At 58.7% G+C, this 18,685-nt stretch carries 18 protein-coding genes; 15 read left to right on the top strand and 3 right to left on the bottom strand.

The window, feature by feature from the left end; all coding sequences use genetic code 11:
* Positions 1 to 100 precede the first annotated feature (100 nt).
* On the top strand, positions 101 to 1,366 hold the full coding sequence (locus L6R44_RS17870) for a 4-aminobutyrate--2-oxoglutarate transaminase (protein WP_237424973.1): 1,266 nt from the start codon (positions 101 to 103) through the stop codon (positions 1,364 to 1,366).
* Positions 1,367 to 1,563: 197 nt separating this feature from the next.
* Entirely contained in the window at positions 1,564 to 2,664 is a 1,101-nt protein-coding gene (livJ, locus tag L6R44_RS17865; protein WP_143349551.1) for a branched chain amino acid ABC transporter substrate-binding protein LivJ, read from the top strand.
* A gap of 133 nt (positions 2,665 to 2,797) precedes the next feature.
* Here the strand turns inward: livJ and panM are convergent, their stop codons facing one another.
* Positions 2,798 to 3,181, bottom strand: a complete 384-nt coding sequence (gene panM / locus L6R44_RS17860) for an aspartate 1-decarboxylase autocleavage activator PanM (RefSeq protein ID WP_237424972.1) — start codon at positions 3,179 to 3,181, stop codon at positions 2,798 to 2,800.
* Between the two features lie 424 nt (positions 3,182 to 3,605).
* Between panM and livK the strand changes: the two genes are divergently transcribed.
* The 10 genes from livK to ugpQ all read left to right on the top strand — a co-directional run bounded on the left by livK (position 3,606) and on the right by ugpQ (position 13,676).
* Complete coding sequence (livK, locus tag L6R44_RS17855; RefSeq protein ID WP_237424971.1) at positions 3,606 to 4,715, top strand: high-affinity branched-chain amino acid ABC transporter substrate-binding protein LivK; 1,110 nt, start codon at positions 3,606 to 3,608, stop codon at positions 4,713 to 4,715.
* Between the two features lie 46 nt (positions 4,716 to 4,761).
* Entirely contained in the window at positions 4,762 to 5,688 is a 927-nt protein-coding gene (gene livH / locus L6R44_RS17850) for a high-affinity branched-chain amino acid ABC transporter permease LivH (protein WP_008500099.1), read from the top strand.
* The gene (locus tag L6R44_RS17845; RefSeq protein WP_237424970.1) at positions 5,685 to 6,962 is read left to right on the top strand and encodes a high-affinity branched-chain amino acid ABC transporter permease LivM; all 1,278 of its coding nucleotides are present in this window, start codon (positions 5,685 to 5,687) and stop codon (positions 6,960 to 6,962) included. Before livH ends, L6R44_RS17845 begins: the two co-directional genes overlap by 4 nt.
* Positions 6,959 to 7,726, top strand: coding sequence for a high-affinity branched-chain amino acid ABC transporter ATP-binding protein LivG (gene livG, locus L6R44_RS17840; RefSeq protein ID WP_023310024.1), 768 nt, complete (start codon positions 6,959 to 6,961; stop codon positions 7,724 to 7,726). Before L6R44_RS17845 ends, livG begins: the two co-directional genes overlap by 4 nt.
* 1 nt (position 7,727) lies before the next feature.
* Entirely contained in the window at positions 7,728 to 8,441 is a 714-nt protein-coding gene (livF, locus tag L6R44_RS17835) for a high-affinity branched-chain amino acid ABC transporter ATP-binding protein LivF (protein ID WP_006812273.1), read from the top strand.
* 246 nt (positions 8,442 to 8,687) lie between these two features.
* Positions 8,688 to 10,004 (top strand): sn-glycerol-3-phosphate ABC transporter substrate-binding protein UgpB, encoded by a 1,317-nt coding sequence (gene ugpB, locus L6R44_RS17830; RefSeq protein WP_032644689.1) that lies wholly within the window; start codon positions 8,688 to 8,690, stop codon positions 10,002 to 10,004.
* A 127-nt stretch (positions 10,005 to 10,131) separates the two neighbouring features.
* On the top strand, positions 10,132 to 11,019 hold the full coding sequence (gene ugpA, locus L6R44_RS17825) for a sn-glycerol-3-phosphate ABC transporter permease UgpA (RefSeq protein WP_023618241.1): 888 nt from the start codon (positions 10,132 to 10,134) through the stop codon (positions 11,017 to 11,019).
* Positions 11,016 to 11,861, top strand: a complete 846-nt coding sequence (gene ugpE, locus L6R44_RS17820; protein ID WP_028015153.1) for a sn-glycerol-3-phosphate ABC transporter permease UgpE — start codon at positions 11,016 to 11,018, stop codon at positions 11,859 to 11,861. Before ugpA ends, ugpE begins: the two co-directional genes overlap by 4 nt.
* Before the next feature lies 1 nt (position 11,862).
* Positions 11,863 to 12,933 carry a sn-glycerol-3-phosphate import ATP-binding protein UgpC gene (locus tag L6R44_RS17815; RefSeq protein ID WP_032644690.1) on the top strand — a complete coding sequence of 357 codons (1,071 nt, stop codon included), beginning with the start codon at positions 11,863 to 11,865 and terminating at the stop codon, positions 12,931 to 12,933.
* Positions 12,930 to 13,676 (top strand): glycerophosphodiester phosphodiesterase, encoded by a 747-nt coding sequence (gene ugpQ, locus L6R44_RS17810; protein ID WP_237424969.1) that lies wholly within the window; start codon positions 12,930 to 12,932, stop codon positions 13,674 to 13,676. Before L6R44_RS17815 ends, ugpQ begins: the two co-directional genes overlap by 4 nt.
* On the opposite strand, the gene L6R44_RS17805 is transcribed toward ugpQ, so the two are convergent.
* Entirely contained in the window at positions 13,660 to 14,037 is a 378-nt protein-coding gene (locus L6R44_RS17805; protein WP_237424968.1) for a DUF2756 family protein, read from the bottom strand. The genes ugpQ and L6R44_RS17805 overlap by 17 nt on opposite strands.
* A gap of 126 nt (positions 14,038 to 14,163) precedes the next feature.
* Between L6R44_RS17805 and ggt the strand changes: the two genes are divergently transcribed.
* The gene (gene ggt, locus L6R44_RS17800; RefSeq protein ID WP_237424967.1) at positions 14,164 to 15,906 is read left to right on the top strand and encodes a gamma-glutamyltransferase; all 1,743 of its coding nucleotides are present in this window, start codon (positions 14,164 to 14,166) and stop codon (positions 15,904 to 15,906) included.
* Positions 15,907 to 16,012: 106 nt separating this feature from the next.
* On the opposite strand, the gene yhhY is transcribed toward ggt, so the two are convergent.
* A complete protein-coding gene (yhhY, locus tag L6R44_RS17795; RefSeq protein WP_237424966.1) occupies positions 16,013 to 16,501 on the bottom strand; it encodes an N-acetyltransferase in 489 nt (162 codons plus the stop codon).
* A gap of 309 nt (positions 16,502 to 16,810) precedes the next feature.
* Between yhhY and L6R44_RS17790 the strand changes: the two genes are divergently transcribed.
* Both L6R44_RS17790 and L6R44_RS17785 read left to right on the top strand, forming a co-directional pair.
* A complete protein-coding gene (locus tag L6R44_RS17790) occupies positions 16,811 to 17,848 on the top strand; it encodes an oxidoreductase (protein ID WP_237424965.1) in 1,038 nt (345 codons plus the stop codon).
* Between the two features lie 123 nt (positions 17,849 to 17,971).
* Positions 17,972 to 18,667 carry a pirin family protein gene (locus L6R44_RS17785; RefSeq protein ID WP_237424964.1) on the top strand — a complete coding sequence of 232 codons (696 nt, stop codon included), beginning with the start codon at positions 17,972 to 17,974 and terminating at the stop codon, positions 18,665 to 18,667.
* Positions 18,668 to 18,685 lie beyond the last annotated feature (18 nt).

Below are 18,685 nucleotides of genomic sequence, written 5' to 3'. Positions count from 1 at the left end.
TCCGGGGGTTTTGTTTTTTTATCCCCCGCTCTGGCGAATTCCCTCCCCCTGGCAAACACTTACTGATGCGCTAAGCAGGCGACATTCTCAGGGGGACAGGGTGAAAAACAACGAACTCAACGACCGGCGTTTACAGGCGACGCCGCGCGGCATTGGCGTAATGTGTAACTTCTATGCCGATAAAGCCGAAAACGCCACGGTGTGGGACGTCGAGGGGAACGAGTACATCGACTTCGCCGCGGGGATCGCGGTACTGAATACCGGCCATCGCCATCCTAAAGTTATTTCCGCCATCGAAAAACAACTCCACGCCTTTACCCATACGGCCTACCAGATTGTCCCGTATGAAGGCTATGTCTCGCTTGCCGAACGCATCAACGAACGCGTGCCAATTGACGGCCCGGCGAAAACGGCGTTCTTTTCAACGGGGGCAGAAGCGGTTGAGAACGCCGTCAAAATTGCCCGCGCGTATACCCACCGTCCCGGCCTTATCACCTTCGGCGGCGCGTTCCACGGCCGCACCTTTATGACCATGGCGCTAACCGGCAAGGTTGCGCCGTACAAGATTGGCTTCGGCCCGTTCCCCGGCTCGGTCTATCACGCGCAGTATCCGAACGATCTGCACGGCGTCAGCACGGCGGAAGCGCTAAAAAGCCTGGAGCGCATCTTTAAGGCGGATATTGCGCCGGACCAGGTCGCGGCCATTATTCTTGAACCGGTTCAGGGGGAGGGCGGCTTCAACATCGCGCCCGCTGATTTTATGCAGGCGCTGCGCGCCCTGTGCGACACCCACGGTATTTTGCTGATTGCCGACGAGGTGCAAAGCGGCTTCGCCCGTACCGGCAAGCTGTTCTCGATGGAGCACCACTGCGTGAAGCCCGATCTGATCACCATGGCAAAAAGCCTGGCGGGCGGGATGCCGCTCTCGGCGGTGTCGGGCCGTGCTGAGGTGATGGACGCGCCCGCGCCGGGCGGGCTGGGCGGGACCTACGCGGGGAACCCGCTGGCGATTGCCGCAGCGCATGCCGTGCTCGACGTGATTGACGAAGAGGATCTCTGCACGCGCTCGGCGCATCTTGGCCATCACCTGGTGGAGGTGCTGAACAAAGCGAAGGAAAACTGTCCGCATATCGCCGACATTCGCGCGCAGGGTTCGATGGTGGCGGTGGAGTTTAACGACCCGCAAACGGGGCAGCCTTCGCCGGAATTCACTCGCCAGGTGCAGGAGCGCGCGCTGCAGGAAGGCTTGCTTCTGCTGAGCTGCGGCGTCTACGGCAACGTCATTCGTTTCCTCTATCCGCTGACTATTCCTGAAGCGCAGTTCCGTAAAGCGCTGGACATTATCTCCGCCTCGCTGACACGTTAAAGCCACATGCCCGGCAGAAATCTCGGCCGGGCCTGGCATATATTCATTTCAAATTAGCTATTCCAAAATCATAAAAATCGGGTATGTTTTAGCAGAGTATGCTGAAAAAGCGCGAACGGCACACCTATAACTGACATAAAGCGCTGAACAACAACATCACAACAATCGTAATAACCATAATAATGGGGAATCTCAGGATGAACATGAAGGGTAAAGCGTTACTGGCAGGATGTATCGCGTTGGCATTCAGCACCATGGCGCAGGCAGACATTAAGGTGGCTGTGGTTGGCGCCATGTCCGGCCCGGTAGCGCAGTACGGCGACCAGGAGTTCACGGGTGCCGAGCAGGCGGTTGCAGACATTAATGCTAAGGGCGGTATTAAGGGCGAAAAGCTGCAGATCGTAAAATATGATGATGCCTGTGACCCGAAACAGGCGGTCGCGGTCGCGAACAAAGTGGTGAACGACGGGATCAAATACGTTATCGGTCACCTGTGCTCTTCTTCTACTCAGCCCGCGTCTGACATCTACGAAGACGAAGGTATCCTGATGATCACCCCGGCTGCGACCGCGCCGGAGCTGACCGCGCGCGGCTACAAGCTGATCCTGCGTACCACCGGTCTGGACTCTGACCAGGGCCCAACCGCGGCGAAATACATCGTCGAAAAAGTGAAGCCGAAGCGCATTGCCATCGTTCACGACAAGCAGCAGTACGGTGAAGGTCTGGCGCGTTCAGTGCAGGACAACCTCAAGAAAGCGAATGCTGACGTGGTGTTCTTCGACGGGATCACCGCTGGTGAGAAAGACTTCTCCACGCTGGTGGCGCGTCTGAAGAAAGAGAATATCGACTTCGTATACTACGGCGGCTACCACCCGGAAATGGGTCAGATCCTGCGCCAGGCGCGCGCGGCGGGCCTGAAAACCCAGTTTATGGGCCCGGAAGGCGTGGCGAACGTTTCCCTGTCTAACATCGCGGGGGAATCAGCCGAAGGCCTGCTGGTGACCAAGCCGAAGAACTACGACCAGGTCCCTGCGAACAAACCTGTCGTGGATGCCATCAAGGCGAAGAAACAGGATCCAAGCGGCGCGTTCGTCTGGACCACCTATGCGGCGCTGCAGTCTCTGCAGGCGGGCCTGAACCAGTCAGCCGATCCGGCGGAAATTGCCAAATGGCTGAAAGCAAACAAGGTGGATACCGTCATGGGGCCGCTGTCCTGGGATGAGAAGGGCGACCTGAAGGGCTTCGAGTTCGGCGTGTTTGACTGGCATGCTAACGGCACGGCGACCGACGCAAAATAAACGCAAATGGCAACCGTAAGGTTGCCATTTTAGTGTTTGCACCCTCTCCCCGTGGGAGAGGGCCGGGGTGAGGGCATCAGACCGCACAGCACCTCGTAGGCCGGGTAAGGCGCAGCCGCCACCCGGCTTTCTTTTAGCGCTTCGCCCACCCGCTCTCCTGCGCCGTAAACCCTAACGCCTGCATAAACGCCGCCATCACGCCGCGGTCTTCTACGCCTACGTCAGCCATCCACCATGAGGTCACGCTCGGGTTTTCGCGGATCGCTTCTTCAATTAAATACTGCCCCACGCCGCGACGACGGGTGACGTCACGCACGCGCAGCGAGTCCAGCGCCCCTTCCGTACCGCTCAGGGTGACGCGAACCGCAGCCAGCAGGCGCTCGTTAAAGCGCGCGGCATAAATGCGGTGAGTGTCGTCGACGCGTAGCGACGAAGGGGAATATTCCGGCCAGATTTTGCCCAGGTCGATATGATCCTGGTCGCTAAAGGTCACCAGACGCACGATAGTCAGTTTCATTAGCTACTTGTCCAAATCAAATTGAGTAGGGGCAGTGTACTCAATTTATCCACCCAGCGGCTTCCTCTTTTTATTCTAATTAACCAGGTGATTAGTTTTTTGGCAACGCGATGGGCAGTCTGAAAACACATGGATCGAAAAATAAGCAGAATTTTAACCTGAATGGTAGTGATTTATTCGGCGCTTTGTACCGTTATTTTATGCTGCAAACTCTACTTTTAGTTGTTTATCTCTGCCTGATTTCAGAATATTATCTTTGCTTAATCGCCTGAAAAATAGAGATTTTAGTCTGGTTTTTGGCAAAAACCTGCGCTAAACCATTAAAGGCACTGGTAAAAATAGCGTTGTTCATTAAAAGTACAGAATGCTTTTTAACCATAATAAAACAAAATATAAACACGACATCACGAATGGGGATTCAGAGATGAAAAGGAACGCGAAAACATTTATCGCGGGAATGGTTGCACTGTCGATCTCGCATGCCGCTATGGCGGAGGACATTAAAGTTGCGGTAGTGGGCGCAATGTCCGGCCCCGTTGCCCAGTGGGGTGACATGGAGTTCAACGGCGCGCGCCAGGCCATCAAAGACATCAACGCGAAGGGCGGTATCAAGGGCGACAAGCTGGTGGGCGTGGAATATGACGACGCCTGCGATCCAAAACAGGCCGTCGCGGTCGCCAACAAAATCGTCAACGATGGCATCCAGTATGTGATCGGCCACCTGTGCTCATCCTCCACCCAGCCCGCGTCTGACATCTACGAAGACGAAGGCATCCTGATGATCACCCCGGGCGCGACCAACCCGGAGCTGACCCAGCGCGGCTACCAGCACATCATGCGTACCGCCGGTCTCGACTCCTCCCAGGGGCCTACCGCCGCCAAATACATCCTTGAAACCGTCAAGCCGCAGCGTATTGCCATCATTCATGACAAGCAGCAGTACGGCGAAGGCCTGGCGCGCTCCGTGCAGGACGGCCTGAAAAAAGGCGGCGCAAATATCGTCTTCTTCGACGGCATTACCGCCGGTGAGAAAGACTTCTCCGCGCTGATCGCCCGTCTGCAAAAAGAGAACATCGACTTCGTTTACTACGGCGGCTACTACCCGGAAATGGGCCAGATGCTGCGTCAGGCGCGCGCCACAGGCCTGAAAACCCAGTTTATGGGGCCAGAGGGCGTGGGCAATGCCTCGCTGTCGAACATCGCCGGGGATTCTGCCGAAGGCATGCTGGTGACGATGCCAAAACGCTATGACCAGGATCCGGCCAACAAGGCTATCGTGGATGCGCTCAAGGCGCAGAAGAAAGATCCGAGTGGTCCATACGTCTGGATCACCTACGCCGCCGTACAGTCTCTGGCCGCCGCGCTGGAGCGTACCGGCAGCAAAGAACCGCTGGATCTGGTGAAAGATTTAAAAGCACACGGGGCGAACACCGTGATTGGGCCGCTGAACTGGGATGAGAAAGGCGATCTGAAGGGATTTGAGTTTGGTGTCTTCAAGTGGCACGCCGACGGGTCTTCCTCGGCCGCCAAATAATTATCCCACCGCCCGGACCGCCGGGCGGGTATAAAAAGGTTTGCATATGTCCGAGCAGTTTCTCTATTTCCTGCAGCAGATGTTTAACGGCGTCACGCTGGGAAGCACCTACGCGCTGATCGCCATCGGCTATACGATGGTTTACGGCATTATCGGCATGATCAACTTCGCCCACGGCGAGGTCTACATGATCGGCAGCTATGTCTCCTTTATGATTATCGCCGCCCTGATGATGATGGGCATCGACAGCAGCTGGCTGCTGGTCGCCGCCGGGTTTGTCGGCGCGATTGTGATTGCCAGCGCCTACGGCTGGAGCATCGAGCGCGTGGCCTACCGGCCCGTGCGCAGCTCCAAGCGTCTGATTGCGCTGATTTCCGCCATCGGGATGTCCATCTTCCTGCAAAACTACGTCAGCCTGACCGAAGGCTCGCGCGACGTGGCGCTGCCGAGCCTGTTTAACGGCCAGTGGATTGTCGGGGCCAGTGAAAACTTCGCCGCTTCTATTACCACCATGCAGCTCGTCATCTGGGTCGTGACCTTTATTGCGATGCTCGCCCTGACGCTGTTCATCCGCTACTCGCGGATGGGACGCGCCTGCCGCGCGTGCGCTGAAGATCTGAAGATGGCGAGCCTGCTCGGCATCAACACCGACCGCGTGATTGCCCTGACCTTCGTGATTGGCGCCGCGATGGCTGCCGTCGCAGGGGTCCTGCTCGGCCAGTTCTACGGCGTGATCAACCCGTACATCGGCTTTATGGCCGGGATGAAAGCCTTTACCGCGGCGGTGCTGGGCGGCATCGGCAGTATTCCGGGCGCGATGATTGGCGGCCTGATCCTGGGCGTGGCGGAGGCGCTCTCTTCGGCGTATCTGAGCACCGAATATAAAGACGTGGTGTCGTTTGCCCTGCTGATTCTGGTTCTGCTGGTGATGCCTACCGGTATTCTGGGCCGTCCGGAGGTAGAGAAAGTATGAAACCGATGCATTTTGCAATGGCGCTGCTCTCTGCCGCCATGTTCTTCGTGCTGGCGGGCGTCTTTATGGGCGTCCAGCTAGGTCTCGACGGCACTAAGCTGGTGGTGGATACCGCCCCCGACATCCGCTGGCAGTGGGTGTTTATCGGCACTGCCGTGGTATTCCTGTTCCAGCTGCTGCGTCCTCTGTTCCAGAAGTCCCTGAAAAACGTCTCCGGGCCGAAGTTCGTCCTGCCGGCGATCGACGGGTCTACCGTGAAGCAGAAGCTGTTCCTCGTGGCGCTGCTGGTGGCCGCCGTGGCGTGGCCGTTTGTGGTCTCGCGCGGCACCGTGGATATCGCTACCCTGACCATGATCTACGTGATTCTCGGTCTCGGCCTGAACGTGGTGGTGGGACTCTCTGGCCTGCTGGTGCTCGGCTACGGCGGCTTCTACGCCATCGGCGCCTACACCTTTGCGCTGCTGAACCACTATTACGGCCTCGGCTTCTGGACCTGCCTGCCGCTTGCGGGGCTGGTCTCCGCCGCCGCGGGTTTCCTGCTCGGCTTCCCGGTGCTGCGCCTGCGCGGCGACTACCTGGCGATTGTGACCTTAGGCTTTGGTGAAATCGTCCGTATCCTGCTGCTGAACAACACCGAAGTGACCGGCGGCCCGAACGGCATCAGCCAGATCCCGAAACCGACCTTCTTCGGGCTGGAGTTCAGCCGTACCGCCCGCGAAGGCGGCTGGGATACCTTCAGCAACTTCTTCGGCGTGAAGTATGACCCGTCCGACCGCGTGATCTGGCTCTATCTGGTGGCGCTGCTGCTGGTGGTGATCACCCTGTTCGTGATTAACCGCCTGCTGCGCATGCCGCTGGGCCGCGCGTGGGAAGCGCTGCGTGAAGATGAGATTGCCTGCCGTTCCCTTGGCCTGAACCCGACCCGCATCAAGCTGACCGCGTTCACCATCAGCGCCGCGTTTGCCGGTTTCGCCGGGACGCTGTTCGCCGCGCGTCAGGGCTTCGTCAGCCCGGAATCGTTCACCTTTGCCGAATCCGCCTTTGTGCTGGCGATTGTGGTGCTGGGCGGGATGGGCTCGCAGTTTGCCGTTATCCTCGCGGCCATTTTGCTGGTGGTCTCCCGCGAGCTGATGCGCGACTTTAACGAATACAGCATGCTGATGCTGGGTGGTTTGATGGTGCTGATGATGATCTGGCGTCCGCAGGGCCTGCTGCCGATGACTCGTCCACAGCTGAAGCTTAAGAGTGCGGAAGCGAAAGGAGAGCAGCCATGAGTCAGCCATTATTATCCGTTAACGGCCTGATGATGCGTTTTGGCGGCCTGCTGGCGGTCAACAACGTGAATCTGGATCTGCACAAGAAAGAGATCGTCTCCCTGATTGGCCCCAACGGCGCGGGGAAGACCACGGTCTTCAACTGCCTGACCGGCTTCTACAAGCCGACGGGCGGCACCATTATGCTGCGCGACCAGCACCTTGAAGGGCTGCCGGGCCAGCAGATTGCCCGCATGGGCGTGGTGCGTACCTTCCAGCACGTGCGTCTGTTCCGCGAGATGACGGTGATTGAGAACCTGCTGGTGGCGCAGCATCAGCAGCTCAAAACCGGGCTGTTCTCCGGCCTGCTGAAAACCCCGGCCTTCCGCCGCGCCCAGGATGAAGCGCTCGACCGCGCCGCCACCTGGCTCGACCGCATCGGCCTGCTGCAGCACGCCAACCGTCAGGCGAGCAACCTGGCCTACGGCGACCAGCGTCGCCTGGAGATTGTGCGCTGCATGGTGACCCAGCCGGAGATCCTGATGCTTGACGAACCGGCGGCAGGGCTCAACCCGAAAGAGACCAAAGAGCTGGACGAGCTGATTGCCGAGCTGCGCGACAGTCACGACACCACCATCCTGCTGATTGAGCACGACATGAAGCTGGTAATGGGTATTTCGGACCGTATCTACGTGGTCAACCAGGGCACGCCGCTGGCAAACGGCACGCCGGAAGAGATCCGCAATAACCCGGACGTGATCCGCGCATACCTGGGTGAGGCATAAGATGGAAAAAGCGATGTTAACGTTCGACAAGGTCAACGCGCACTACGGCAAGATTCAGGCGCTGCACGACGTCAGCCTGCATATCAATCAGGGTGAAATCGTCACCCTGATTGGCGCCAACGGCGCGGGCAAAACCACGCTGCTCGGCACGCTGTGCGGCGACCCGCGCGCCACCAGCGGGCGGATTGTGTTTGATGGTAAAGACATTACCGACTGGCAGACGGCCAAAATCATGCGCGAGGCGGTGGCGATTGTCCCGGAAGGGCGTCGCGTCTTCTCCCGCATGACGGTGGAAGAGAACCTGGCGATGGGCGGCTTCTTCGCCCATCGCGATGAATACCAGACCCGCATCAAGTGGGTATACGAACTCTTCCCGCGCCTGTGGGAGCGCCGCATCCAGCGCGCGGGCACCATGTCCGGCGGCGAACAGCAGATGCTGGCGATTGGCCGCGCGCTGATGAGCCAGCCGCGCCTTCTGCTGCTGGACGAGCCGTCGCTCGGCCTTGCGCCGATCATCATCCAGCAGATTTTCGACACCATCGAGCAGCTGCGTAAAGAGGGGATGACCATCTTCCTCGTCGAGCAGAACGCCAACCAGGCGCTGAAGCTCGCCGACCGTGGCTACGTGCTGGAGAACGGCCGCGTGGTGCTGGAGGATACCGGCGACGCGCTGCTGGCGAACGAAGCGGTGCGGAGCGCGTACCTCGGAGGCTAAGCCGTCTGTGTTGCCCGGTGGCGCTTACGCTTACCGGGCCTACGGGATCGACCAGGCCGGGTAAGGCGAAGCCGCCACCCGGCTTTTTTTAACCCAACCCCCTTCACACAACCATCATCCCCCTGACGCTTTGTTGTCACTTATCTGTAAACAAACAGTTATTTTTCTGTCATTCGAGCATGTCATGTTACCTCGCGAGCATAAAACGCGTGATATCGCGCATCCGGCACAATAAGAGAGATGACAATGACATCGTTACGACACACAGCTTTGGGTCTGGCACTGGGTCTGGCTTTTGCGACGAACGCAATGGCTGTCACCACCATTCCATTCTGGCATTCCATGGAAGGGGAGTTGGGTAAAGAAGTTGACTCCCTGGCGCAGCGTTTCAACGACACCCATCCGGATTACAAAATTGTGCCGGTGTATAAAGGCAACTACGAGCAGAGCCTGAGCGCGGGCATCGCCGCCTTCCGTACCGGCAACGCGCCAGCGCTGTTACAGGTTTATGAAGTGGGCACCGCCACCATGATGGCCTCCAAAGCCATCAAGCCGGTGTATGAAGTGTTCAAAGAGGCGGGCATCAACTTCGACGAGTCGCAGTTCGTGCCGACCGTAGCGGGCTACTACACCGATTCCAAAACCGGTCACCTGCTGTCTCAGCCGTTTAACAGCTCCACGCCGGTGCTGTACTACAACAAAGACGCCTTCAAGAAAGCCGGTTTAGATCCGGAGCAGCCGCCAAAAACCTGGCAGGACCTGGCGGAATACACCGCGAAGCTGAAAGCGGCGGGGATGAAGTGCGGCTACGCCAGCGGCTGGCAGGGCTGGATCCAGATTGAAAACTTCAGCGCCTGGCACGGCCTGCCGGTTGCCACTAAAAACAACGGCTTCGACGGTACCGACGCGGTACTGGAGTTCAACAAGCCGGAGCAGGTGAAGCACATCGCGCTGCTGGAAGAACTCAACAAGAAGGGCGATTTCAGCTACTTCGGGCGTAAAGATGAATCCACCGAGAAGTTCTACAACGGTGATTGCGCCATTACCACCGCGTCTTCCGGCTCGCTGGCGGACATCCGTCACTACGCCAAATTCAACTACGGTGTAGGCATGATGCCGTACGATGCGGACGTGAAGGGTGCGCCGCAGAACGCCATCATCGGCGGAGCGAGCCTGTGGGTGATGCAGGGCAAAGACAAGGGCACCTACAAAGGCGTGGCCGAGTTCCTCGACTTCCTGGCGAAGCCTGAGATTGCAGCCGAATGGCACCAGAAGACCGGCTACCTGCCGATCACCAAAGCCGCATACGACCTGACCCGCGAGCAGGGCTTCTACAGCAAAAACCCGGGCGCGGATATCGCGACGCGTCAGATGCTGAACAAGCCGCCGTTGCCGTTCACCAAAGGCCTGCGCCTGGGCAACATGCCGCAGATCCGCACCATCGTGGATGAAGAGCTGGAAAGCGTCTGGACCGGGAAGAAAACGCCACAGCAGGCGCTGGATTCCGCGGTAGAGCGCGGGAACCAGCTGCTGCGCCGCTTTGAGCAGTCGACCAAATCGTAATTCAAACCTGCCCCTCACCCTAACCCTCTTCCCATAGGGGAGAGGGGACTGCACGGAGCCGTCTTTTCTCCCTCGCCCCTTTGGGGAGAGGGCCGGGGTGAGGGGTGAATACCTACAGAGCAAACCTATGTCATCATCCCGTCCGGTGTTCCGTTCCCGCTGGCTGCCGTATCTTCTGGTCGCGCCTCAGCTGGTCATCACCGTTATCTTCTTTATCTGGCCTGCGGGCGAAGCGCTGTGGTATTCGGTACAAAGCGTCGACCCGTTCGGGCTGTCCAGCCAGTTTGTGGGCCTGGACAACTTCACCGCGCTGTTCCACGACAGCTACTATCTGGACTCCTTCTGGACGACGATGAAGTTCAGCGCGCTGGTCACCGTCAGCGGTCTGGTCGCCTCGCTGTTTTTCGCCGCGCTGGTGGATTACGTGGTGCGCGGCAGCCGCCTGTATCAGACCCTGATGTTGCTGCCTTATGCCGTGGCGCCCGCCGTCGCCGCCGTACTGTGGATCTTCCTGTTTAACCCCGGCCGCGGGCTGATTACCCACTTCCTGGCCGAGTTCGGCTACGACTGGAACCACGCCCAGAACAGCGGCCAGGCGATGTTCCTGGTGGTGTTCGCCTCGGTGTGGAAGCAGATCAGCTACAACTTCCTGTTCTTCTTTGCCGCGCTGCAGTCCATCCCGCGTTCGCTGGTGGAAGCCGCCGCCATTGACGGCGCGGGGCCGATTCGTCGCTTCTTCAGGCTGTCGCTGCCGCTGATCGCCCCGGTGAGCTTCTTCCTGCTGGTGGTTAACCTCGTATACGCCTTCTTCGACACCTTCCCGGTGATCGATGCGGCGACCGCGGGCGGCCCGGTGCAGGCGACAACGACGCTTATCTATAAGATCTACCGCGAAGGCTTCGCCGGGCTGGATCTCTCCGCCTCCGCCGCGCAGTCCGTCGTGCTGATGTTCCTCGTCATCATCCTCACGGTGGTGCAGTTCCGCTATGTTGAAAGTAAGGTGCGCTACCAATGATTGAGAACCGTCGCGGGCTGACGATTTTCAGCCACACCATGCTGATTTTAGGGATCATCGTTATCCTGTTTCCGCTGTACGTGGCGTTCGTCGCCGCCACGCTGGACACCAAAGCGGTGTTCGACACGCCGATGACGCTGATCCCGGGCGGGCATCTTTTCGAGAACATGAAGACCATCTGGACCCAGGGCGTAGGCGCAAACAGCGCGCCGTTCTGGCTGATGATGCTCAACAGCTTCATCATGGCGTTCGGCATTACCGTCGGCAAAATCACGGTGTCGATGCTCTCGGCCTTCGCCATCGTCTGGTTCCGCTTTCCGCTGCGCAACCTCTTCTTCTGGATGATCTTTATCACCCTGATGCTGCCGGTGGAGGTGCGAATCTTTCCGACGGTGGAGGTGATTGCCAACCTGAAGATGCTCGACAGCTATGCGGGCTTAACCCTGCCGCTGATGGCCTCGGCGACCGCCACCTTCCTGTTCCGCCAGTTCTTTATGACCCTGCCGGACGAGCTGATTGAAGCCGCGCGCATCGACGGCGCGTCACCGATGCGCTTCTTCCGCGATATCGTCCTGCCGCTGTCGAAAACCAACCTTGCGGCGCTGTTTGTGATCACCTTTATCTACGGCTGGAACCAGTACCTGTGGCCGCTGCTGATTATTCAGGACGTCAACCTCGGCACCGCCGTGGCGGGCATCAAAGGCATGATCGCCACCGGCGAAGGCACCACCCTCTGGAACCAGGTGATGGCGGCGATGCTGCTCACCCTTATCCCCCCGGTCGTTATCGTTTTAGCCATGCAGCGTGCGTTTGTGCGTGGTTTAGTGGACAGTGAGAAATAAGATGGCAGGCTTAAAACTTCAGGCAGTAACCAAAAGCTGGGACGGCAAAACCCAGGTCATTCAGCCGCTCACGCTCGACGTGGCGGACGGGGAGTTTATCGTGATGGTCGGCCCGTCCGGCTGCGGCAAATCTACCCTGCTGCGCATGGTGGCGGGGCTGGAGCGCGTGACCTCCGGGGATATCTGGATTGACCGCCAGCGCGTCACCGAGATGGAGCCGAAGGACAGAGGCATCGCGATGGTGTTCCAGAACTACGCCCTCTATCCGCACATGAGCGTGGAGGAGAACATGGCCTGGGGGCTGAAAATCCGCGGCATGGGCAAAGGCCATATCGAGGAGCGGGTGAAAGAGGCGGCCCGCATTCTGGAGCTGGACGGCCTGCTCAAGCGCCGGCCGCGCGAGCTTTCCGGCGGCCAGCGCCAGCGCGTGGCGATGGGGCGCGCCATCGTGCGCGATCCGGCGGTATTCCTGTTCGACGAGCCGCTCTCTAACCTCGACGCCAAGCTGCGCGTGCAGATGCGTCTTGAGCTGCAGCAGCTGCACCGTCGTCTGAAAACAACGTCCCTGTACGTGACCCACGATCAGGTCGAAGCCATGACGCTCGCCCAGCGCGTGATGGTCATGAACAAAGGCATCGCCGAGCAGATTGGCACCCCGGTGGAAGTTTATGAAAAACCGGCCACTCGCTTTGTGGCGAGCTTTATCGGCAGCCCGGCGATGAACCTGCTGGAAGGGCGCATCAGCAGCGCGGGCACGCATTTTGAGCTGGAAAGCGGGATGGCGTTGCCGATCAGCTGGTACTATCGTGGCTACGCCGGGCGTAAGATGACGCTCGGGATCCGCCCGGAACATATTGGTTTAACCACTCAGGCGGACGGTGGCGTGCCGCTGGTGATGGACACGCTGGAGATGTTGGGTGCAGATAACCTGGCGCACGGGCGCTGGGGCGAGCAAAAAATGGTGGTGCGCCTGGCACATCAGGAGCGCCCGAAAGCAGGCAGCACGCTGTGGCTGCACCTGCCGGAAAATCATCTGCACCTGTTTGACGGTGAAACAGGACAACGAGTATGAGCAACTGGCCTTATCCCCACGTCGTCGCCCACCGCGGCGGCGGTAAGCTGGCGCCGGAAAACACGCTGGCGGCGATTGACGTCGGCGCGCGCTACGGCCACACGATGATCGAATTCGACGCTAAGCTGTCGAAGGACGGCGAGATTTTCCTGCTGCATGACGACAACCTCGAACGCACCAGCAACGGCTGGGGCGTGGCGGGAGAATTGCCGTGGCGCGACCTGCTGAAAGTGGACGCCGGAAGCTGGTACAGCGGCGAATTCAAAGGCGAACCGCTGCCGCTGCTGGCGGACGTGGCGGACCGCTGTCGTCAGCACGGCATGATGGCAAACATTGAGATCAAACCGACCACCGGCACCGGGCCGCTGACGGGCAAAGTGATTGCTCTGGCCGCGCGTGAGCTATGGGAAGGGATGACGCCGCCGCTGCTGTCATCATTTGAAATCGACGCGCTGGAGGCGGCTCAGGCGGCGGTGCCGGAACTGCCGCGCGGGCTATTGCTGGACGCGTGGCGTGAGGACTGGCGCGAGCTGACGACGCGCTTAGCGTGTGTCTCTATTCATCTTAATCACAAGCTGCTGGATGAGGCGCGGGTGAAGATGCTGAAAGACGCGGGTCTGCATATTCTGGTCTATACCGTCAATAAACCCCAGCGCGCAGCCGAGCTGCTGCGCTGGGGCGTGGACAGCATCTGTACCGATGCCATAGACCTGATCGGCCCGGACTTTAGTTCTGCGGATTAAGCATACTGCCGTTCGACTGCGGCGGCAGCATATGCTGCTGTCCGCTGCCTGACGACGTCATCCCGCCTAACATCCCGCCGTTTTTATTCGGCAGCGGCTGCTCGCGTATCTGCCCCTGCTGCACGCGCTGGGTGTTGGCGTTCATCTGGTTTTGCAGGCTCTGCTGCTGCATCTGGGTCCGCGTTTTCAACTGCTGGTTGAGCATCCCTTTTTGCTGCTGCTGCTGGCTCGTCATCTCGGTCTGCATGCGCTGTTGGCTCGGGATGACATACCCCTGCTGGTTCGGGTTGTTCATGGTGTTGAGTGGCTGTGCGAGGGCGGCAAACGGGATCAGCGCCGTAAGAATCAGTAAGCGTTTCATTGTCATTTCCTCCTGTTGAGGTCTCTCTTAAGTTTACCCCGATTTCATCATGACGATGATTTTTTAGGAGTTGTGAACCAGGCTTAAGCGGGGAATATGGATCCCTTCACCTGGAGAACAATAATCATGAAACCAACGTTTTTGCGCTGGGTCGCCCTCGCCGCGCTGATGGCAGGCGGGACATTTAGCGTGGCGGCCAACCCGCCCGCTGCACCTCCGGTCTCTTACGGCGTGGAGGAAGATGTTTTTCATCCCGTGCGGGCAACCCACGGCATGGTGGCGTCCGTGGATGCGCTGGCAACCCAAGTGGGCGTTGAAATTCTCAGGCAGGGCGGTAACGCGGTGGATGCCGCGGTCGCCGTCGGCTATGCGCTGGCGGTTACGCACCCGCAGGCGGGGAACCTGGGCGGCGGCGGCTTTATGATGCTGCGCACCAAAGACGGCAAAACCACCGCCATCGACTTCCGCGAGATGGCGCCTGCTCAGGCGTCCCGCGATATGTTCCTCGACGACCAGGGTAACCCCGACAGCAAAAAATCCCTGACTTCACATCTCGCAAGCGGCACGCCGGGCACCGTGGCGGGCTTCTCGCTGGCGCTGGAGAAATACGGCACGATGCCGCTGAACAAAGTGGTGCAGCCTGCCATTAAATTGGCCCGAGACGGTTTTGTGGTCAACGACGCGCTGGCGGACGATCTCAAGACCTACGGCAGCGAAGTGATTCCGAACCACGAAAACAGCAAGGCCATCTTCTGGAAAGACGGCGAGCCGCTGAAGAAGGGCGATAAGCTGGTGCAGAAGAACCTCGCCAAAAGCCTGGAGCTGATTGCGGAGCACGGTCCGGACGCCTTCTATAAAGGGGCGATTGCCGACCAGATTGCCGAAGAGATGAAGAAAAACGGCGGCTTGATCACCAAAGCGGATCTGGCCGAGTACAGGGCGGTGGAGCGCGAGCCGATTAGTGGCACCTATCGCGGCTACGAAGTCTTCTCCATGCCACCGCCGTCCTCCGGGGGCATTCACATCGTGCAGATCCTGAATATTCTCGAAAACTTCGATATGCATAAGTTCGGCTTCGGCAGCGCGGACGCCATGCAGGTGATGGCGGAAGCGGAAAAACGCGCCTACGCCGACCGCTCGGAATACCTCGGCGATCCGGACTTCGTGAAGGTGCCGTGGCAGGCGCTGACCAACAAGGCGTATGCCAAATCCATTGCCGAACAGATCGACATCAACAAGGCGAAGCCGTCCAGCGAGATCCGCCCCGGCAAGCTGGCGCCGTATGAAAGCAACCAGACCACCCACTTCTCGGTGGTGGATAAAGACGGTAACGCGGTGGCGGTGACCTATACGCTCAACACCACCTTCGGGACCGGGATTGTGGCGGGCAACAGCGGCATCCTGCTGAACAACGAGATGGATGACTTCTCCGCCAAGCCTGGCGTGCCGAACGTCTACGGTCTGGTCGGCGGCGATGCGAATGCGGTCGGGCCGAAGAAGCGTCCGCTGTCGTCCATGTCGCCTACTATTGTCGTGAAAGACGGTAAGACCTGGCTGGTCACCGGCAGCCCGGGCGGCAGCCGGATTATCACCACCGTACTGCAAATGGTGGTGAACAGCATCGACTTTGGGATGAACGTCGCCGAAGCCACCAATGCGCCGCGCTTCCATCACCAGTGGCTGCCGGACGAGCTGCGCGTGGAGAAGGGCTTTAGCCCGGACACCATTAAACTGCTGGAGCAGCGTGGGCAGAAGGTGGCGGTGAAAGAGGCGATGGGCAGCACCCAGAGCATTATGGTTGGGCCGGACGGGGCGCTGTTTGGCGCGTCGGATCCGCGTTCGGTGGATGATTTGACTGCGGGGTATTAATTATTCCCCTCACCCTAACCCTCTCCCCATAGGGGAGAGGGGATTGCACGGTGCGGTTTTTTCTCCCTCGCCCCTATGGGGAGAGGGCCGGGGTGAGGGGAGTGTGTCACTTCATCCGCGCCATATAATACGCGTCCACATACACGCCGTTGCGCAGGGCAAATTTTCTGCCGGTGCCTTCGATTTCAAACCCGAAACGCTGATACAGCGCAACGGCGGCCGCGTTATCCGCAAAAACCGTGAGCTCGATGCGTTCAACGCGCAGCCAGTTGTCGCACAGGTTGATCATCTCGGTCATCAGCCTGCTTCCGACGCCGCGCCCCTGCATATCTGCCGCCACGCTGATGCCAAAGGTGGCTACGTGGCTGCGGCGCGGGTTTTCCATGATGTCCAGCGCCATATGCCCCACCACGCGCTCGTCCAGACACGCAACCAGATGCCGTCTTCCCGGTTTCACCGCGACGCGTTCATGCCACATGGCCATAGAGGGATGAGGAATTTGTAGCGTGTCGTGATAAACCCCAGGATGCGACATGATGTCACGTAACGCTTCTGCATCGCTGGCTTCGATATGGCGTATCACTATCTCACTCATTCCTTTATCCTCAGTCAGTTAAAAGTCCCTTCCAACATCAATGACTTTAAAATGTGCGTCAACTGCTAATTTTTGCAAAAAGTATTGGACAAGTGCGAATGAGAATGATTATTATTGCTCTGCGTTCAGGAAGACCGCTACGGGAACCTGAAAGCACGACATTGCTCACATTGCTTCCAGTATTACTTTAGCCAGCTTATAGCTGGCTTTTTTTTGTCTTTTTTCTCCCTCTCCACGTGGGAGAGGGCTGGGGTGAGGGCAAAACTTGCGCTATGGTTGCACTCAGTAACCTTCCAAAAGGACTGAGCCATGACGTTACATTGCGCATTTATTGGATTTGGTAAAAGCACGACCCGCTACCACCTGCCGTATGTCCTCAACCGTAGAGACCGCTGGCACGTGGCCCATATCTACCGCCGCCGCGCGAAGCCGGAAGAGCAATCCCCGCAGTATTCCCACATTCATTTCACCAGCGATCTGGATGACGTGCTTAACAACCCGCAGGTCAAACTGGTTGTCGTCTGCACCCACGCCGACAGCCATTTTGAGTATGCGAAGCGCGCGCTGGAAGCGGGCAAAAATGTGCTGGTAGAAAAGCCCTTCACCCCGACGATTGCCGAAGCAAAAGCGCTGTTCGCGCTGGCGAAAACTAAAGGCCTGACCGTTACGCCGTATCAGAACCGCCGCTTCGACAGCTGCTTCCTGACGGCGAAAAAAGCGATTGAAAGCGGCAGGCTCGGCGACATCGTGGAAATTGAAAGCCACTTCGATTACTACCGCCCGGTGGCGGAGACCCAGCCCGGCCTGCCGCAGGACGGCTCGTTTTACGGCCTGGGTGTACACACCATGGACCAGATCATCTCCCTCTTTGGCCGACCGGACCACGTGGCGTATGACATCCGCAGCCTGCGCAATAAAGCCAACCCGGACGACACCTTTGAAGCGCAGCTGTTCTACGGTGACCTGAAGGCCATCGTCAAGACCAGCCACCTGGTGAAGATCGACTACCCGAAATTTATCGTTCACGGCACCCGAGGCTCGTTCATCAAGTACGGTATTGACCAGCAGGAGACCAGCCTGAAGGCCAATATCATGCCCGGTGAGCCGGGCTTTGCCGCGGATGATTCCGTGGGCGTGCTGGAGTATGTGAACGACGAGGGCGAAACGGTCAGGGAAGAGCTGCAACCGGAAACCGGCGACTATGGCCGCGTGTACGATGCGCTGTATGAAACCCTCACATCCGGCGCGTCGAATTACGTCAAGGAATCTGACGTTCTGACCAACCTGGAAATCCTTGAGCGGGCCTTCGAACAGGCTTCTCCTGCCACGGTAACCCTCGCGAAATAAGCAAAAAAGGCTCCTCTGCGCTTGTTCATAATTTTTGAACAGAGGAGTCAATTTTCACCCTCTATCATCCCAGACCGTTTGCGTCCACACTTACTCCATCGAAACGAACTGAGGGTGAAAACAATGATCTACTTACGCAAAGCAAACGAACGTGGTCACGCGAATCATGGCTGGCTGGACTCATGGCATTCATTCTCGTTTGCCGACTACTACGACCCAAACTTCATGGGTTTCTCCGCACTGCGCGTGATTAACGACGACGTGATCGATGCAGGACAGGGCTTCGGTACCCACCCGCACAAAGACATGGAAATCCTGACCTATGTGCTGGAAGGGGCGGTTGAGCACCAGGACAGCATGGGCAACAAAGAGCAGGTTCCGGCGGGCGAGTTCCAGATCATGAGCGCGGGTACCGGGGTGCGTCACTCCGAGTACAACCCGAGCAAAACGGAAAAACTGCACCTGTATCAAATCTGGATCATTCCAGAAGAGACCGGCATCACGCCGCGCTACGAGCAGCGCCGCTTCGACGCCAAACAGGGCAAACAGCTGGTGCTGTCCCCGGATGCGCGTGAAGGTTCCCTGAAAGTGCATCAGGACATGGAGCTATACCGCTGGGCGCTGGCGAAAGATGAACAGTCCGTGTATCAGATTGCCGCTAACCGCCGCGTCTGGATCCAGGTGGTGAAAGGCGAAGTGTCCATCAACGGCACCAAAGCAACCACCGCCGATGGCCTGGCCATCTGGGATGAGCAGGCGCTCTCCGTGCATGCGGACAGCGAAAGCGAAATTCTGCTGTTTGACCTGCCGCCGGTCTAAATAATTTCTCAACCTTCC

This window comes from Enterobacter cloacae complex sp. ECC445 (genome assembly GCF_021892025.1).
GTDB lineage: Bacteria > Pseudomonadota > Gammaproteobacteria > Enterobacterales > Enterobacteriaceae > Enterobacter > Enterobacter chengduensis.
This window is presented reverse-complemented; position numbering and strand designations above follow the sequence as displayed.

Bases quoted from the DNA above. Each gene is read 5' to 3' on its own strand.
- L6R44_RS17845 (WP_237424970.1), top strand. From the start codon at position 5,685: ATGAAACCGATGCATTTTGCAATGGCGCTGCTCTCTGCCGCCATGTTC.
- ugpE (WP_028015153.1), top strand. From the start codon at position 11,016: ATGATTGAGAACCGTCGCGGGCTGACGATTTTCAGCCACACCATGCTG.
- panM (WP_237424972.1), bottom strand. From the start codon at position 3,181: ATGAAACTGACTATCGTGCGTCTGGTGACCTTTAGCGACCAGGATCAT.
- livK (WP_237424971.1), top strand. From the start codon at position 3,606: ATGAAAAGGAACGCGAAAACATTTATCGCGGGAATGGTTGCACTGTCG.
- L6R44_RS17785 (WP_237424964.1), top strand. From the start codon at position 17,972: ATGATCTACTTACGCAAAGCAAACGAACGTGGTCACGCGAATCATGGC.
- ugpB (WP_032644689.1), top strand. From the start codon at position 8,688: ATGACATCGTTACGACACACAGCTTTGGGTCTGGCACTGGGTCTGGCT.
- L6R44_RS17815 (WP_032644690.1), top strand. From the start codon at position 11,863: ATGGCAGGCTTAAAACTTCAGGCAGTAACCAAAAGCTGGGACGGCAAA.
- L6R44_RS17790 (WP_237424965.1), top strand. From the start codon at position 16,811: ATGACGTTACATTGCGCATTTATTGGATTTGGTAAAAGCACGACCCGC.
- L6R44_RS17805 (WP_237424968.1), bottom strand. From the start codon at position 14,037: ATGAAACGCTTACTGATTCTTACGGCGCTGATCCCGTTTGCCGCCCTC.
- livF (WP_006812273.1), top strand. From the start codon at position 7,728: ATGGAAAAAGCGATGTTAACGTTCGACAAGGTCAACGCGCACTACGGC.
- yhhY (WP_237424966.1), bottom strand. From the start codon at position 16,501: ATGAGTGAGATAGTGATACGCCATATCGAAGCCAGCGATGCAGAAGCG.
- ggt (WP_237424967.1), top strand. From the start codon at position 14,164: ATGAAACCAACGTTTTTGCGCTGGGTCGCCCTCGCCGCGCTGATGGCA.
- ugpQ (WP_237424969.1), top strand. From the start codon at position 12,930: ATGAGCAACTGGCCTTATCCCCACGTCGTCGCCCACCGCGGCGGCGGT.
- livJ (WP_143349551.1), top strand. From the start codon at position 1,564: ATGAACATGAAGGGTAAAGCGTTACTGGCAGGATGTATCGCGTTGGCA.
- livH (WP_008500099.1), top strand. From the start codon at position 4,762: ATGTCCGAGCAGTTTCTCTATTTCCTGCAGCAGATGTTTAACGGCGTC.
- livG (WP_023310024.1), top strand. From the start codon at position 6,959: ATGAGTCAGCCATTATTATCCGTTAACGGCCTGATGATGCGTTTTGGC.
- ugpA (WP_023618241.1), top strand. From the start codon at position 10,132: ATGTCATCATCCCGTCCGGTGTTCCGTTCCCGCTGGCTGCCGTATCTT.